This window comes from Dokdonella sp. (genome assembly GCF_035511235.1).
Classification (GTDB): Bacteria; Pseudomonadota; Gammaproteobacteria; order Xanthomonadales; family Rhodanobacteraceae; genus Dokdonella.
The window spans coordinates 1-14856 of the sequence record NZ_DATKFQ010000012.1 but is presented as its reverse complement, the minus strand read 5'-3'; the positions used below and the strand labels follow the sequence as shown (position 1 = coordinate 14856).

At 70.2% G+C, this 14856-nt stretch carries 17 protein-coding genes; 11 read left to right on the top strand and 6 right to left on the bottom strand.

The window, feature by feature from the left end; all coding sequences use genetic code 11:
* Nucleotides 1–43 precede the first annotated feature (43 nt).
* Both VMR06_RS06585 and VMR06_RS06580 read right to left on the bottom strand, forming a co-directional pair.
* Nucleotides 44–256: a helix-turn-helix transcriptional regulator gene (locus VMR06_RS06585; protein ID WP_414648078.1), complete on the bottom strand. Its 213-nt coding sequence runs from the start codon at nucleotides 254–256 to the stop codon at nucleotides 44–46.
* Nucleotides 253–873 (bottom strand): hypothetical protein, encoded by a 621-nt coding sequence (locus tag VMR06_RS06580; RefSeq protein ID WP_325374331.1) that lies wholly within the window; start codon nucleotides 871–873, stop codon nucleotides 253–255. Before VMR06_RS06580 ends, VMR06_RS06585 begins: the two co-directional genes overlap by 4 nt.
* Before the next feature lie 171 nt (nucleotides 874–1044).
* Between VMR06_RS06580 and trxA the strand changes: the two genes are divergently transcribed.
* Nucleotides 1045–1914: a thioredoxin gene (trxA, locus tag VMR06_RS06575; RefSeq protein WP_414648087.1), complete on the top strand. Its 870-nt coding sequence runs from the start codon at nucleotides 1045–1047 to the stop codon at nucleotides 1912–1914.
* Nucleotides 1915–2312: 398 nt separating this feature from the next.
* On the top strand, nucleotides 2313–2771 hold the full coding sequence (locus VMR06_RS06570) for a DUF4442 domain-containing protein (protein ID WP_325374327.1): 459 nt from the start codon (nucleotides 2313–2315) through the stop codon (nucleotides 2769–2771).
* Nucleotides 2772–2911: 140 nt separating this feature from the next.
* Here the strand turns inward: VMR06_RS06570 and VMR06_RS06565 are convergent, their stop codons facing one another.
* The gene (locus VMR06_RS06565; RefSeq protein WP_325374325.1) at nucleotides 2912–3499 is read right to left on the bottom strand and encodes an AAA family ATPase; all 588 of its coding nucleotides are present in this window, start codon (nucleotides 3497–3499) and stop codon (nucleotides 2912–2914) included.
* A 162-nt stretch (nucleotides 3500–3661) separates the two neighbouring features.
* On the opposite strand from VMR06_RS06565, the gene VMR06_RS06560 reads away from it, so the two are divergent.
* The 3 genes from VMR06_RS06560 to VMR06_RS06550 all read left to right on the top strand — a co-directional run bounded on the left by VMR06_RS06560 (nucleotide 3662) and on the right by VMR06_RS06550 (nucleotide 8184).
* Nucleotides 3662–4450, top strand: coding sequence for a queuosine precursor transporter (locus VMR06_RS06560; RefSeq protein ID WP_325374322.1), 789 nt, complete (start codon nucleotides 3662–3664; stop codon nucleotides 4448–4450).
* Nucleotides 4451–4652: 202 nt separating this feature from the next.
* Complete coding sequence (locus VMR06_RS06555) at nucleotides 4653–6773, top strand: M13 family metallopeptidase (RefSeq protein WP_325374320.1); 2121 nt, start codon at nucleotides 4653–4655, stop codon at nucleotides 6771–6773.
* A gap of 136 nt (nucleotides 6774–6909) precedes the next feature.
* Nucleotides 6910–8184: a choice-of-anchor tandem repeat NxxGxxAF-containing protein gene (locus tag VMR06_RS06550; RefSeq protein ID WP_325374318.1), complete on the top strand. Its 1275-nt coding sequence runs from the start codon at nucleotides 6910–6912 to the stop codon at nucleotides 8182–8184.
* Between the two features lie 24 nt (nucleotides 8185–8208).
* On the opposite strand, the gene VMR06_RS06545 is transcribed toward VMR06_RS06550, so the two are convergent.
* Nucleotides 8209–9156, bottom strand: a complete 948-nt coding sequence (locus VMR06_RS06545) for an MBL fold metallo-hydrolase (RefSeq protein ID WP_325374316.1) — start codon at nucleotides 9154–9156, stop codon at nucleotides 8209–8211.
* Nucleotides 9157–9158: 2 nt separating this feature from the next.
* On the bottom strand, nucleotides 9159–10637 hold the full coding sequence (locus tag VMR06_RS06540) for a M20 family metallopeptidase (protein ID WP_325374312.1): 1479 nt from the start codon (nucleotides 10635–10637) through the stop codon (nucleotides 9159–9161).
* 315 nt (nucleotides 10638–10952) lie between these two features.
* Here VMR06_RS06540 and VMR06_RS06535 point away from each other — a divergent pair, with 315 nt between their 5' ends.
* The 5 genes from VMR06_RS06535 to VMR06_RS06515 all read left to right on the top strand — a co-directional run bounded on the left by VMR06_RS06535 (nucleotide 10953) and on the right by VMR06_RS06515 (nucleotide 14056).
* On the top strand, nucleotides 10953–11273 hold the full coding sequence (locus tag VMR06_RS06535) for a ComEA family DNA-binding protein (RefSeq protein WP_325374310.1): 321 nt from the start codon (nucleotides 10953–10955) through the stop codon (nucleotides 11271–11273).
* 196 nt (nucleotides 11274–11469) lie between these two features.
* Nucleotides 11470–11931 carry an SET domain-containing protein gene (locus VMR06_RS06530; RefSeq protein WP_325374308.1) on the top strand — a complete coding sequence of 154 codons (462 nt, stop codon included), beginning with the start codon at nucleotides 11470–11472 and terminating at the stop codon, nucleotides 11929–11931.
* A gap of 12 nt (nucleotides 11932–11943) precedes the next feature.
* Nucleotides 11944–12468 carry a GNAT family N-acetyltransferase gene (locus VMR06_RS06525; protein WP_325374306.1) on the top strand — a complete coding sequence of 175 codons (525 nt, stop codon included), beginning with the start codon at nucleotides 11944–11946 and terminating at the stop codon, nucleotides 12466–12468.
* A gap of 5 nt (nucleotides 12469–12473) precedes the next feature.
* Nucleotides 12474–13115 carry a HutD family protein gene (locus VMR06_RS06520; RefSeq protein WP_325374304.1) on the top strand — a complete coding sequence of 214 codons (642 nt, stop codon included), beginning with the start codon at nucleotides 12474–12476 and terminating at the stop codon, nucleotides 13113–13115.
* Nucleotides 13112–14056, top strand: a complete 945-nt coding sequence (locus VMR06_RS06515) for a 2OG-Fe(II) oxygenase (RefSeq protein ID WP_325374302.1) — start codon at nucleotides 13112–13114, stop codon at nucleotides 14054–14056. The genes VMR06_RS06520 and VMR06_RS06515 overlap by 4 nt, the downstream gene beginning before the upstream one ends.
* Nucleotides 14057–14431: 375 nt before the next feature.
* On the opposite strand, the gene VMR06_RS06510 is transcribed toward VMR06_RS06515, so the two are convergent.
* Complete coding sequence (locus tag VMR06_RS06510) at nucleotides 14432–14653, bottom strand: hypothetical protein (RefSeq protein WP_325374300.1); 222 nt, start codon at nucleotides 14651–14653, stop codon at nucleotides 14432–14434.
* Between the two features lie 96 nt (nucleotides 14654–14749).
* Here VMR06_RS06510 and VMR06_RS06505 point away from each other — a divergent pair.
* Nucleotides 14750–14856 (top strand): transposase (locus tag VMR06_RS06505; RefSeq protein ID WP_325374655.1); only part of this gene is annotated, 107 nt, incomplete at its 3' end.

Sequence of the window (14856 nt, the reverse complement as noted above, 5' to 3'; positions counted from 1 at the left end):
CAGCGCACGCGCGCCGTTGTCGCGCGTGCGCCAGGCCGGGCGCTCAACCCTTCCAGAAGAACACCTCGCCGATCTCCCTGCCGAACGCCTGCGCGATCCGGAACGCCAGCTCCAGCGACGGCGCATAGCGGCCAGCCTCGAGCGCGATGACGGTCTGGCGCGTGATGCCGACGCGCTCGGCGAGCGCGCCCTGGGTCATCTCGCCGGCGTCGAAGCGCAGCCGGCGGATGTGGTTGCCGACCGGCGTCGCGTTCACGCCCGGTCGCGCCGGTACTGCCACAGCGCGGCGACATGACCGGCGAACGCGGCGGCGACCAGCGCGAACATCAACAAGCTGGCGACCGCGATCGGGCTGGCCCAGCCCAGCCGCGCCGGCGGCGTCAGGCCCAGCGTGACCGCGATCGCGATCACCGCCAGTGCCAGCACGACATGCGAGGCGGCATCGGCCGCGTGCGCGACCGCGCGGTCGCGCTCGTCCTCCTGCACGCCGGCACCGGGCCGCCGCCGCGCGACCGATGCCAGGATCAGCCAGCCGACCAGCAGCATCGCGACCGGCCGGCCGATGCCGTCGAGTTCGGCGATCGTGCGCGCAGCGGCGAACGCGCCGGCGTGCGCCAGCATCAGCGCGCCGACCGCACCGGTGAAGACCAGGGCGACCCAGCGCCCCTGCTCGCCCGGCGCACGCGCCGAGCCTCCGTCGTCCGGGATGCGGCCGGACAGCCACAGGCCGGCGGCCGCCGCCGCGAGCAGCACGCCGGCGCCGATCGAGCCGGTATCGATGCCGTGCCAGCGCGACGGAATCGCGACCAGCAGCCAGAGGCCGAGCGCAGCCGGCGCGAGCAGCCAGAACAGCCCAGAAGGGACACGATGCATAGGTCAAACCTGCATGACATGATGTAATGTATACATTACGTATTGTCCGCTCCAAGCGTCAATCCGGCGGGCCGGCGATGCTTGATATCCTTCCGCCCGTCCCGACCTCTTGCGCTCGCTCTCACCGTCGCGGCCGCTGCCGCGCCGAACCAGGAATCCGCCGTGTCCGCATTGCCCGCTACTGATTCGCCGTACGTATTCGACGCCACCACCGAGACCTTCGAGACCGAGGTGCTGCAGGCCTCGCTGGAGCAGCCGGTCCTGGTCGACTTCTGGGCCGAGTGGTGCGGGCCGTGCAAGTCGCTCGGTCCGCTGCTCGAGAAGGTCGTGGCGAGCTATCACGGCGCGGTGCGGCTGGCCAAGGTCGACGTCGACAAGGAGCAGCAGCTTGCGGCGATGTTCGGCGTGCGCAGCATTCCGACCGTGGTCCTGGTCAACCAGGGCCAGCTGGTCGACGGCTTTGCCGGCGCGCTGCCCGAGAGCGAGCTGCGCGAGTTCCTGTCGCGTCACGTGCAGCCGGCCGAGCCGGCCGACGAGGCGCCGGGCGAGACCGCTGCCGTCCCGCCCGAGCCGGCCGCCGATGCGGTCGCGCGGCTGCGCGGCGAGATCGCCGCCGATCCCGACAAGGCCGAGCTCCGGCTCGACCTCGCGGTCGCGCTGATGCGCAACGGCGAGGCGGCGGCGGCCGAAGCCGAGCTCGACGCGCTGCCGGCGAACCTGGCGACCGACGACCGTGCGCGCCGTCTGCGCGGCCAGCTCGAATTCGCGCGTCTGCTGGCCGACGCAGCGCCGACCGACGAGCTGCGCTTGCGCCTGGCCCGCGACGAGAACGATCACGCCGCGCGCGAGCAGCTCGGCATTCGCCTGCTCGCCGAAGGCGAAGCCGCGGCCGGTCTGGACCAGTTCCTGACGATCCTCAAGGCCGACCGCGACTGGAACGAAGGCCGCGCCAAGAAGCGCCTGATCGCCGCGTTCTCGATCCTCGACGACGAAGAACTGGTCGGCACCTACCGCCGGCGCATGTCCTCGCTGCTGTTCTGACCGACACGGCGGCTGCGAACTGCCGCGCGACCGACGATCGGGGCCGGCGCGGCCGGCCTCGATCGTGCCGGCCGATGTGCCGGTGCGGCACATTCGCTCGACCGCAACGGCGTGACGCCCCGCCGTACGCCGGCGCCCCGGGCTGCGCCGCCGGGTGCCGCCCGGTGAATCGATCTGCGCAGCGCGCTCGCCGTTGCAGCGCCTTGCCACGCCTCGGCAGGCGGACGCGGCCCGCACGCAGACCGACCGACGAATGCCGGACGGTTCGCCGCGGCGGCCATCGCGACCGCCGACGCGGCCTGCTCGGTGCCGGCGCGCACGATCCGGGCTTTCGTTTTTCGACGCGGCGCTGCACGCTAACGGCCCCCACCCTACGCCACCGTACTGACGGCCGCCCGATGAAGCCCTCGCGCCTGCGTCACATCATGAATCTCTGGCCGCCGTTCCTGTTCTCGGGCATCCGCGTGCTCGAGCTCGGTGCCGACTGGCGCAGCGCGCGCGTCGCCCTGCGACGGCGCTGGTACAACGGCAACTACGTCGGCGTGCATTTCGGCGGCAGCCTGTTCGCGATGACCGATCCGTTCTGGATGCTGCTGCTGATGCACTGCCTCGGCCGCGACTACACCGTCTGGGACAAGGCCGCCGAGATCGAATTCGTCGCGCCGGGCCGCGAGACCGTCTACGCCGAGTTCCGCATCGACGAAATCCTGCTCGATGCGATCCGCGCGCAGACCGGCAGCGGCGACAAGTATCTGCACTGGCTGCCGGTCGAGGTCCGCACCGCGAACGGCGAGCTGGTGGCGCGCGTGCGCAAGCAGGTCTACGTCAAGCGCAAGCGCGGACCGGCGAGCGCCTGACCGGAACGCACGCGTCGCGGGTGCGGTCTGTGGACGCGCCTGCCGCTGCACGGTGGTGACTGCGCACGGCGAGCCGCGCGCCGGCGCGCACCAGGCCGTGCCGGTCGATCGGCGGACGCACGATCGGTCGAGGGATCCGCTCAGGTCTGCTCGCCCTGCAGTCGCGCCGCGACCAGCCGGACCGCCTCGCGGCACATCGCCGAGGCCGGCTGTTCGGCGTCGATGCGCAGCGCATCGGCCGGCGGCGGCTGTGCGCGCTGGCGGACCTCGTCGACGAGGTCGGGCGTGCGGTCGGCGGCGCGATGGCGATTGGCGGCGAGGTCGCGCTGGACGCGCTCGCGCGCGCGCTCTGGCGAGCAGTCCACCCACAGCGGCACCATCGCGAAGCCGAACGGCCGGACCGCCTCGACGATGCGCTCGTAGTCGGCCCGCGCCGAGAACGTCATGCCGTCGAGCACGCTCGACACGCCGAGCATGCAGTTGATCTCCAGCGCCTGCACGACGCCGCGGAACGCCGCGCGCTTCTCCAGGAAGCTGTAGCTGCAGCGCGGGAACATCGCCGCGCGGATCGCGTCGCGGCAGATCCGGCGCAGCCGCAGATGGTCTTCGAGTGCGCGCGCGATCGTGCTCTTGCCGGCGCCGGGCAGGCCGATCAGCGCGACGACGATCTGCGCCGCGGCCGCTTCGGCGGCAATCGGTGCGGCAGGCTCGGCGGGCGGCGTATCCACGCGGCGAGCGTATCGGTTCGCGAAGCGCGCGTCAGCAGGCGCGGCGGCGCGTCGTTCACGGGTGCCGCGCGCCGCCCTATACTCGGCGGCGCCCGCGACGCCGCAGGGGGCTGGCCGCGGCCGTGCCGCCTGCGCATCGCCCTGCCCCGCGCTGGAGATCCGATGCTTCCGTTCTTCCGATCGGCCGATCGCGACAGCCGGCGCGCCGGCCTGCTGCTCCTGGTGCTGTCGGGCTTCTTCGTCGCCAATGCGCTGATCGCCGAGTTCGTCGGCGTCAAGATCTTCGCGCTCGAGGACACGCTCGGCCTCGCGCCGCTGGACTGGAACCTGTTCGGCCAGACCGGCTCGCTGAACTTCACGGCCGGCGTGCTGCTGTGGCCGATCGTGTTCGTGATGACCGACATCATCAACGAGTACTTCGGGCGGCGCGGCGTGCGTCTGATCTCGTGGCTGACGGTCGTGCTGATCGTCTACGGATTCGCGTTCGCATACGCCGCGATCCATCTGGCGCCGGCGTCGTGGTGGGTCGGCGCCGGCCGCAACCAGGGCGTGGACGACCTGCAGACCGCGTTCGCGGCGATCTTCGGCCAGGGCCTGTGGACGATCGCCGGCTCGGTCACGGCGTTCCTGATCGGCCAGCTGATCGACGTGTCGATCTTCCACGCGATCCGCCGCCGTACCGGAGACCGCCACATCTGGCTGCGCGCGACCGGTTCGACCCTGGTCTCGCAGTTCATCGACAGCTTCGTCGTGCTCTACATCGCCTTCGTACTCGGCCCGCAGCAGTGGCCGATCGGCCTGTTCCTGGCGGTCGGCACCGTCAACTACCTCTACAAGTTCGTCGCCGCGCTGGCGCTGACGCCGCTGATCTATGCGGCGCGCCGCGGACTGGACGCCTGGCTCGGCCGCGATCTGGCCGCGCGCCTCAAGCGCGAGGCCGCCGAGGACTGAGCGCCGGCGCGACCGCGCGATGACCGCTTCGCGCACCGCGCTGCGTTCCCCTGACGGTTCCGCCTACGGCCTCGCGCCGGCATCGGCGGATGCGGCCGGCATCGTCACCACGGCGGCCGACGCCCCGCCAGTGACCTCTGGCACAGACCTGTGCGAGCCCGCGCCCTTAAGGTGCGCGCCATTTGACGACGGAAACCCCCTCATGCACGTGACACCGCGCAAGACCTTGCCGCTGACCATCGGCCTGGTGCTGACGATCGCCGGCTGCGCCCAGCAGCACGACGCGCCGGCCCCGGGCGCCACGCCGGCACCCACGCCGGCTGCGCCGGCGAGCGCACCCGCCGCATCCGCCGCACCCGCCGCTCACGTCGCGTTCGACGTCGCCGAGATCGACCCGGCGATCGGCGCCTGCACCGATCTGGACGGCCACGTCAACGCCAAGTGGGTCGCCGCCAATCCGGTGCCGGCCGATCGCACGCGCTGGGGCGCGTTCGACGTGCTGCGCGAGGAGAGCCTCAACACCCAGCGCAGCATCGTCGAGGACGCCGAACGCGGCGCCGACGCGGCGGCGGCCGGCTCGATCGAGCAGAAGATCGGCTGGTTCTGGCGCTCCGGCATGGATGAGGCGGCCGTCGAGAAGGCCGGCTACGAGCCGATCAAGCCCGAGCTCGCGAAGATCGATGCGCTGGCCTCGCGCGAGGATCTGGTCGCATACCTGATCGACAGCTTCGATCGCGGCGTCGCCAGCGTGTTCGCGTTCGGCGCCGAGACCGACTACAAGAACTCCTCGCGCCGCATCGCCTACGCGTTCCAGGGCGGCCTCGGCCTGCCGACGCGCGACTACTACGACAAGGACGAGCACGCCGCGCTGCGCGAGGCGTACCTCGCCTACGTCGCCAAGCTGCTCGAGCTGACCGGCACGCCGGCCGCGGCCGCGGCCGAGCAGGCCAAGGCCGTGCTCGCGTTCGAGACCGCGCTGGCCAAGGCCTCGTTCGCGCCGGTGGAACTGCGCAAGGCCGAAAACCAATACCATTTCGTCAGCATCGCCGAAGCCAACCAGATCACGCCGCATTTCGACTGGAACGCGTTCTTCAAGGCACAGAACGCCAACGTCAGCGACGGCTTCTCGCTGTCGCAGCCGAAGTTCTTCGCGGCGTTCGACCAGGCGCTGGCCAAGACGCCGATCGCGGCCTGGCAGGCCTATCTGCGCTTCCACGCGATCGACGGCGCCGCGCCATACCTGTCGCAGGCGTTCCAGCAGGAAAGCTACGCGTTCAACGACAAGACGCTGAACGGCCAGAAGCAGATCGAGCCGCGCTGGAAGCGCGTGCTCGGCACGATCAACGGCAAGATCGGCATGGCGCTCGGCGAGCTCTACGTCGCGCGCGCGTTCCCGCCCGAGTCCAAGGCGCGCGCGCAGGACCTGATCGACAACATGCAGGCCGCGCTGAAGATGCGCATCGAGAACCTGGACTGGATGAGCGACACGACCAAGGCCAAGGCGCTCGAGAAGTGGGCGAGCTTCCTGCCGAAGATCGGCTATCCGGAGCAATGGCGCGACTGGTCGGGCCTGACCGTCGTACCGGACGACTACTTCGCCAACGTGCTGGCCGCCACGCGCTTCAACCACGCCTACGACGTGGCGCGCATCGGCACGCCGACCGACCGTCTGGAGTGGAGCATGACGCCGCAGACCGTCAACGCCTACTACAACCCCACCGACAACACGATCAACTTCCCGGCCGCGATCCTGCAGCCGCCGTTCTTCGACGCCAAGGCCGACGACGCGATCAACTACGGCGGCATCGGCGCGGTGATCGGCCATGAGGCCACGCACGGCTTCGACGACGAGGGCAGCCAGTTCGACGCCAAGGGCAACAACGCCAACTGGTGGACCGATGCCGACCGCAAGGCCTTCGAGGCGCGCACCGACGTGCTGGTCAAGCAGTTCGACGCCTACCAGCCGCTGCCCGGCAAGCACGTCAACGGCCAGCTCACGCTTGGCGAGAACATCGCCGACCTCGGCGGCCTCAGCATCGCCTACGACGCGCTGCACGCGGCGCTCGCCGAGCATCCCGAGCGCAACGTGCAGATCGACGGCTACACGCCGGACCAGCGCTTCTTCCTGAGCTGGGCGCGCATCTGGCGCGGTAGCATCCTGCCGCAGCGCCTGGAGGTGCAGCTCAACACCGATCCGCACTCGCCGACGGTCTATCGGGCGATCGGCGCACCGTCGAATCTCGACGCGTTCGCGAAGGCGTTCGACTGCAAGCCGGGCGATGCGATGGTGCGCAGCGGCGAGGCGCAGGTGAAGATCTGGTGAAGCCCCGGCACGCGGGTGCGGCTGCCGCCGCGCCTGCGTGCCGCCGGCGTTGCCTCGCGGCGTTCGACGTCGTAGGGTGTCGCTCCCCGCCGTGCCCGGCGCGCGGCGCGGACGTCCCCTGCAACCGAGACGACTCATGCGCCTTGATCCGCTCGCCGGCGGTCTGCTGACCGCCCTCCTCGCTTCGGCACCGCTGCACGCCGCGCTGCCGACCTATGCCGCCCCGCAGCTGCAGGCGCGCACCAATCTGATCGTCAACGACGAGGGCTGGAACCTGCCGCCCGGCTCCTCGTTCAACAGCATCACCGCCTCGATCAACGAGGCCGGCACCGTCGCATTCCCGGTGCAGGTGGTGCCGATCGACGGCAACCTGTCCAATACCGGCGTCGGCATCTGGTCCGGCGCCAACGGCGTCGGCGGCATCGTGCAGACGCACCAGGCACCGGCCGAATTCATCTCCGACCGCGTCGGCATCAACCGCGACGGCAAGATCGTCTACTACACGCACGGCGACGCCTACCGGCTGTGGATCTACGACCCGCTGGCCGCGGCGTCCGCGCCGGTCAACACGCTGCCGATCACGCCGAGCTCGTTCAACGGCCAGACGATCAACGCCGACGGCGTGGTCGGCTACCGCGCCGGCCTGCCGGGCGGTTCGGGTCTGGCCTCGACCGGCGCCGGCAGCTCGCTGCTGCACATCGTCGACAACGGCATCGATCCGGGCAGCCCGTACTCGTACATCTACACGCCGTCGATGAACGACGCGCGGCGCATCGCCGCCAAGGTCAGCGTCGGCCCGCCCGGCAACTTCAACAAGGACGAGATCCGCGTATTCGATACCGGCGGCGCCTACGAGACGATGGCGGTCGACACCGATACCGATCCGGGCTCGCCGTTCGTCGCGTTCGACAACACGGTCGCGATGAACCTGACCGGCGAGGTCGCCGTCGTCGTGCGCCTGGCCGCCGGCAATCAGCGCGCGGTCTACCGCTTGACGCCGACCGGCAGCGGGGTACAGGCCACCGAGATCGCACGCGTCGATCCGTCCGGTCCGATTCTCGAGCTCGACGCGTTCGCGCCGGTCATCAACGTGCACGGCATGGTCGCGTTCCGTGCGCGCGATGCGCAGGGACAGGCGGTCTACGTCGGCGACGGCCAGACCCTGCTGCGCGTGGCCGGCAAGGGCGATCGCGTGCAGACCGACCTCGGCACCGGCCAGATCGGCCAGCACGACAGCAGCCCGGTCTTCAGCGGCGCGCCCGGGATCAACGACAACGGCGACATCGTCTTCGTCGCCGGCCTGCACCCGGACGGCGACAACCAGACCGAATGGGGCAGCGGCGTCTTCGTCGCGCGCGCGGCCGCCGGGGACGGCATCTTCAGCGACGGCTTCGACGGCGAACTGCCGTGATCGCCGCGGCCGCCGGCCGGGCGCTCAGCCGCCGGCGGCCGCCGCGCGCTCGCGGTCGAGCCATACCTCCAGTCCCTGCGCATTGAGCTCCAGGTCCATCGCGAGCAGCTCGCGCATCTGCGTCTGCGTGAGCGCGCTGCCGTGGGCGACCGCGCGCGGCAGGTACAGCGCGGCCAGATCCTCGACGATGCGTACGTGGCGGTCCGGCGCATCGGCACGCGCCTGCGCGATCGCGACCATCGCGTCGATCTGCTCGATCAGGTCGCGGCCGAGCCGCGCGACGTCCTCGACGCGGCTGTAGTGGGTCAGGTACATCGCCTCCGGCGCCAGCGCGAGCAGGCGCGCGATCGAGGCCTTGAGCGCCGGCGGATCGAACTGCACCGGCGTGGTCGTCGGCACGATGAACGCGCCGCGCGCACTGTCGAACTCGCGATACGACAGGCCGAAGGTATCGCCGGTGAACGCGCTGCGGCTGCGCGCATCCCAGACGCACAGGTGATGGTAGGCATGGCCGGGCGTGTCCAGGCATAGCAGCGGCCGTCCGGCGAGGTCGACGACGTGGCCGTCGGCAGCCTCGACGACGCGCGCCGCCGGCACCGGGACCAGATCGCCGTAGGTGCGCCGCACCTCGTCCTCGCCGTAGACGGCCGAGGCGCCGGCGACGAGCTTGGCCGGATCGATCATGTGGCGCGCGCCGCGCGGATGCACGACCAGCCGCGCGTTCGGCAACTGCTCGAGCAGCGCGCCGGCGCCGCCGGCGTGGTCCAGATGCACGTGGGTCAGGATTACCCAGTCGACGGCGTCCGGCGCCAGTCCGTCGGCCGTCAGCGCATCGAGCAGCGCCGGCACCGAGTGGTTGGTGCCGACATCGACGAACGCGGCGCGGCCGCGCTCGACGATCAGATGGCTGGCGTCGAAACGCGGCCGGAAGAAGCCGGTGTCGATCGCGAAGACGCCATGCGGATGATCCATGCTCAGCAGCAGCCGTCGCCGCCCTTGACCGTGTGCGCGCCGCTGGCCGCCACGCCGCGGGTCAGGCCCTGCTCGCTGGCGCGATAGTGATCGGCGACGACCTGCGCGACCGCCGCGCTGACGCGCTTGCCGGTCGGGATGTGCAGGAACTCGTTCGGTCCGTGCGCATTGGAGTGCGGACCGAGCACGCCGGTGATCAGGAACTGCGCGCCCGGAAACTTCTCGCCGAGCATGCCCATGAACGGGATCGAGCCGCCCTCGCCCATGTAGGCCGGCGGCGGACCGAAGAACGTGCGCGAGGCGGTGTCGACCGACTGCTCGAGCCAGGGCGCCAGCGCAGGCGCGTTCCAGCCGCTGCCGGCCTTTTCCAGATCGAACGTCACCTTGGCGCCGTACGGCGGGTCGTTCTCGAGCAGGCGCTTGAGGAACTCGCCGGCCTTGATCGCGTCCAGCGTCGGCGGCAGCCGCAGCGACAGCTTGACCGCGGTGAACGGGCGCAGCACGTTGCCGGCCGAATCGAGCGCCGGAATGCCGCCGGCGCCAGTCACCGACAGCGCCGGGCGCCAGGTTCGGTTGAGCACCAGCTCGCCGAGATCCTCGCTCATCGGCCGCATGCCGTCGACGAACGGAAACTTCGAATAGACGTCGGTGCCGAGCACCTCGGCGGCGTGCGCGGCCTGCTCGCGGCGCTGTTCGGGCACCTCGACGTAGAGCTCCTTCGGCACGATCGCGCCGCTGGTCTCGTCCTCGAGCCGCGACAGCACCTGGCGCAGGATGCGGAAGCTCGAGGCGACCACGCCCGAGGCATCGCCGGAGTGCACGCCTTCCTCGAGCACCTTGACCGTGAGGTTGCCGCCGGTCATGCCGCGCAGCGAGGTGGTCAGCCACATCTGCTCGTAGTTGCCGCAGCCCGAGTCGAGGCAGACGATCAGCGACGGCTTGCCGATGCGCTCGGCCAGGTGGTCGACGTAGTACGGCAGGTCGTAGCTGCCCGATTCCTCGCAGGCCTCGATCATCACGACGCAGCGCGCGTGCGGGATCTGCTGCGCCTGCAGTGCGAGGATCGCCGCCAGCGAGCCGAAGATCGCGTAGCCGTCGTCGGCGCCGCCGCGGCCGTAGAGCTTGTCGCCCTCGATGACCGGCTTCCACGGGCCCAGATGCTCGGCCCAGCCGGTCATCTCCGGCTGCTTGTCGAGGTGGCCGTAGAGCAGCACGCAGTCCTCGCCCTGGCCCGGGATCTCGATGAAGATCAGCGGCGTGCGGCCCGGCAGGCGCACCACCTCCAGCTGCATGCCCGGGATCGGCTGCGCGCGCGCCCACGCTTCCATCAGCGCGACCGCGCGGTCCATGTGGCCGTGCTCGGCCCACTGCGCGTCGAACATCGGCGACTTGTTCGGGATCTTGATGTACTCGACCAGCTGCGGAACGATCTGCTCGTCCCACAGCGCGCCGACGTAGCGGCTGATTTCGCGCGTGTCCATGGAGGCTCCGTTGCGAGGAAACGCGCATTCTAGCGCGCCACCCGCGATGCCGCCCGCGCATGCCGACGATCGCGCGGCAGTGCCGCGGCCGCGCGTTGCCTGGCGGCGATCGCGGTGCGAAATCTCCTACCGGATGCCGGAAATGTCGCACGCCCGATGCCGGCGCTCGCGGACGCCGGGACGCGCGATAACGCCGACGCGGCCGGCGCGTGCCGCCGCTAACGTGTCTCCACCGCAGATGGCCGGCGCGACCGCCCCCGCTGCGGCAACCGAAGGCCGCCGGTCGCGGCCATCACTGGAGACAAGGAGCATCCCATGAAAGCGATCCACACGATCCGTCACGCGCTCGGCGCGCTCGCACTCGGCGTCGCACTGGCGTTCCCGACGCTGGCCGGCGCGGTCGACATCAACAGCGCCGATGCCCAGACCCTCGCCGAGGAACTCAACGGCGTGGGCCTGGCCAAGGCCGAGGCGATCGTCGCCTACCGCGACGCGAACGGTCCGTTCGCGAGCGCCGAGGATCTGACCAAGGTCAAGGGCATCGGCCTGGCGACGATCGAGAAGAACCGCGACACGATCCAGGTCGGCGCCGGCGGCAAGTCCAAGCCCGCCCGCGCGGTCGCCAAGAGCGACTGAGCCGGTCCGGCGCCCGTGCCGTGTCGGGCGGCACGGGCGCCATCGGCGAGGAGGAACGTCCAGACGGCACGCGCCGTTCGTTCGCAACCGCCATCGGTCACGATCTTTCGCGTGCCGCGCCGCGCGGCGTCCGGCCCGGGGCACCGGCGCGACAGCGGTGCTAGACTGCGCACCCGCCGAGGGCGGTGGTGCGCGCATGATTCTCCCCAGCTATCACATCGGCCCGTCGTCGATCGCGGGCGCAGGCCAGGGCTTGTTCGTCGACGAGCCGGTCGCGCGTGGACGGCTGCTGGTCGCCCCGGACGCGATCGATCGCGTGCACCGCTTCGAGGACATCCTCGCGCATCCGGACGCGGCACGGCTGCTGCCGGCCACGGTGCGCTGGTTCGAGGACCGCTACACGGTCTCGACCGACTGGCCCGACGAGTGCTACGTCAATCATGCGTTCGAGCCCACCGGCCTGTGGCATCTGGGTTTCATCTTCGCGGCTGCGGACCTGTCCGCCGGCAGCGAAATCACCGTCGACTACCGGCACCTGCTCGCCCCTGGGCAGGAAGAGGATTTCCGCGATGCGCGGACCGGTCAGCCGATCGTCGGCTATACCTGGCAGGAAAGCCTGGCCACCTCCACGCGAGAGCTCGCTGCGCTGCTGACCTGACCGGCGTCGACCATGATCGCTATACCCGTTCTCGAGACCGAGCGCCTGCGGCTGACCGCGCTCGGCAACCACCATTTCGAAACCTACGCGGCGATGCTGGCCGACGAGTCGAGCACGCGCTTCATCGGCGACGGCCTGCCGCTGGACCGCATGAACGCCTGGCGCTCGATGGCGATGCTGCTCGGCCACTGGATGCTGCGCGGCTACGGCATGTGGGCGGTCGAGCTGCGCGAGACCGGTCGGTTCGTCGGCCGCGTCGGCCTGCACAATCCTGACGGCTGGCCCGACGTCGAGCTCGGCTGGATGCTGGCGCCGGAACATCGTCATCAGGGCTACGCGACCGAGGCCGCCACGCGCGTGCTGCGCCACGCTTTCGATACGATGGGCCTTTCGCGCGTGATCAGCCTGATCCGCGTCGAGAACAGCGCGTCGGAGCGCGTCGCGCGCCGCCTCGGCGGCCGCCAGAACACGACGATCGACTTCCTCGGCAAGGCCACCCTGGTCTATACCTACTATCCGTCCGAAACCGACGGCTGAGTACGATGAACGCGAAGGATTCGCACCAGTTGCAGCGGCTGCGCGCGTCGGACTACCGGCGCCTGCGCTGGAAGAACGACGGCGGCTGGACCACCGAGATCGCGCTGCACGAGGACACCGCCGGCCTGCTCTGGCGCGTCAGCATCGCGACGATCGAGCGCGACGGTCCGTTCTCGCATTTCCCCGGCATCGACCGCGTGCTGATGCTGCTCGACGGCAGCGGCATCGAGCTCGACATCGACGCCCTGCCCGCGCAGCGCCTGTCGCGGCGTTTCGCGCAGGTCGCATTCCCGGGCGAGGCCGCGGTCGATTGCCGGCTGCTGGCCGGCCCGACGCGCGACTTCAACGTGATGACGCGGCGCGGCGCGATCCGCGCCGAGGTCCATGCGCGCCCGCTGGTCGATGCGATGCTGCTGCACGGTGCACCCGGCGACACCTGGCTGGTCCACGTCCACGCCGGTGCGGTGACTGCAGAGCGCGGCGGCGAACGCCTCGACGCTGCGCTCGGCGACACGCTGCGGATCGATTTCGGCGCGGACGCTGCACAGCGCACGATCCTGACCGGCGCCGGCGAGGTCGTGCTGGTGCGCCTCGGCTCGACCGACGTCTCAGCCCCCTCTTCGATACCCGATAGCCTGCCGCCATGAATCTTCGTGCCGACGACCTGATCGCTCCCGACGTACTGGCCGACGCGCAGCGCCATGCCGCCGCGTTCGCGCGCCGCGAGCCGTTCCGCCACCTCGTCATCGACGGCTTCTTCAGCGACATCTACGCGCGCCACCTGCTCGAGCAGTTTCCGGACTTCGCGCGCGGCAATGCGCGCAACGAGGCCGGCGAACTGGGAGCCAAGTCGACGGTCGAGCGGATCCGCGACCTCGGACCGGCCTACCTGGCGCTGGACGATCTGATCCAGACGCGTCCGTTCCTCGACTGGGTCGGCCGCGTGACCGGCATCGGCGATCTGCTCTACGACCCGTGGTATTTCGGCGGCGGCACGCACGAGAACCGCACCGGCCAGGATCTGGATCCGCACATCGACTTCAACCGCCACCCGGTGGAACCGTGGCATCGCCGGCTGAACCTGATCGTCTACCTCAATCCGCTCTGGGACGACGCCTGGGGCGGCAGCCTCGAACTGCATTCGGATCCGCGCTCGGACGAGGATCGCGTGACCACGATCACGCCGGCGTTCAACCGCTGCGTGATCTTCGAGACGACCGAATGGAGCTGGCACGGCTTTCCGCGCATCGAGATTCCCGCCGAACATGGCGACCTCAGCCGGCGCTCGATCGCGCTGTACTTCTATACGCGCGACCGGCCGGCCGAGGAACTGGCCGGCACGCACTCGACGATCTACGTCGACCGCCCGCTGCCGGCCCACATCCGTGCCGGCCGCACGCTCGACGAGGCCGACCTGCAGACGCTGCGCGTGCTGCTCAAGCGCCGCGACCAGCACAATCAGCGTCTGTATCGCGACCTCGCCAGCCTGACCGAACAGCTCGAACAGGCCAAGGCGGCGATCGAAAACGGCCGCATGAGCCGCTGGAGCTACCTCGCACGGCGCATCCTGGCACGACTCAAGAGCTGAGCCGGCCCGCGGCGGCGCTCGTGGGTACGGCGCCGCCGCGGTCCGCCGTCGTTTCTTCGCCCGGTCATTCCGGATCGAAGTCGCTCGAGAAGATCCAGTCGGCATCGGGCGCGAATACGGGGTACAGCCGAGATACGTGTAAAAATGCCCCACAGAATCCGAAAACCCCCATCGCTTCATGAAGTTGCCGGATAAAATTTTCTCGAACTGCTGGCGCTGCGCGAGCGGCAACTATCCAGTACGATTGCCAGGTCAGCGTATAAGCGGATGGGCGCGAGCCGAGCGTTGACCCCGCCCTTCGGGGTCTCGACCCACGTGTCGGGATAGCCAAGAGGTCCGTATAAGAAGGCCCGCCGACGTGGGCCTTCGTTTTTCTCAGCGCCGCTTCCGCGGCGCGGCCTGGTCGGCCGATGTGGTTTCAGGCGTTCGCGCTTGTACCTCGGCCAGCGCCCGATCGAGCCGTGCCTCCGCGACACGAGCGCGATCCTCGGCCGCGGCGATCTGACTTGCAGCCGCGGAGAGCTGGCCGTTGGCGCTGGCGAGATCGATCGCCAGGCGCTGGCTCTCGTCACGCGCGCGCTGCAGCGCGTCGCTCAACGCGGCCTCTCGATCGCGCTGCAGGTGCTGACCTGAGACGAATCGTGTAGCCATGCGGATGGTGAGTTCTCTACCCTCAACAGGCAAGGAGAACTCATGAAGAAGCGTTTCACCGACGAGCAGATCATCTCGATCCTTCGCGAGGCCGAGGCCGGCGCGATGCCGATCAAGGCCCTGTGCAAGAAGCACAACATCACAGAGCA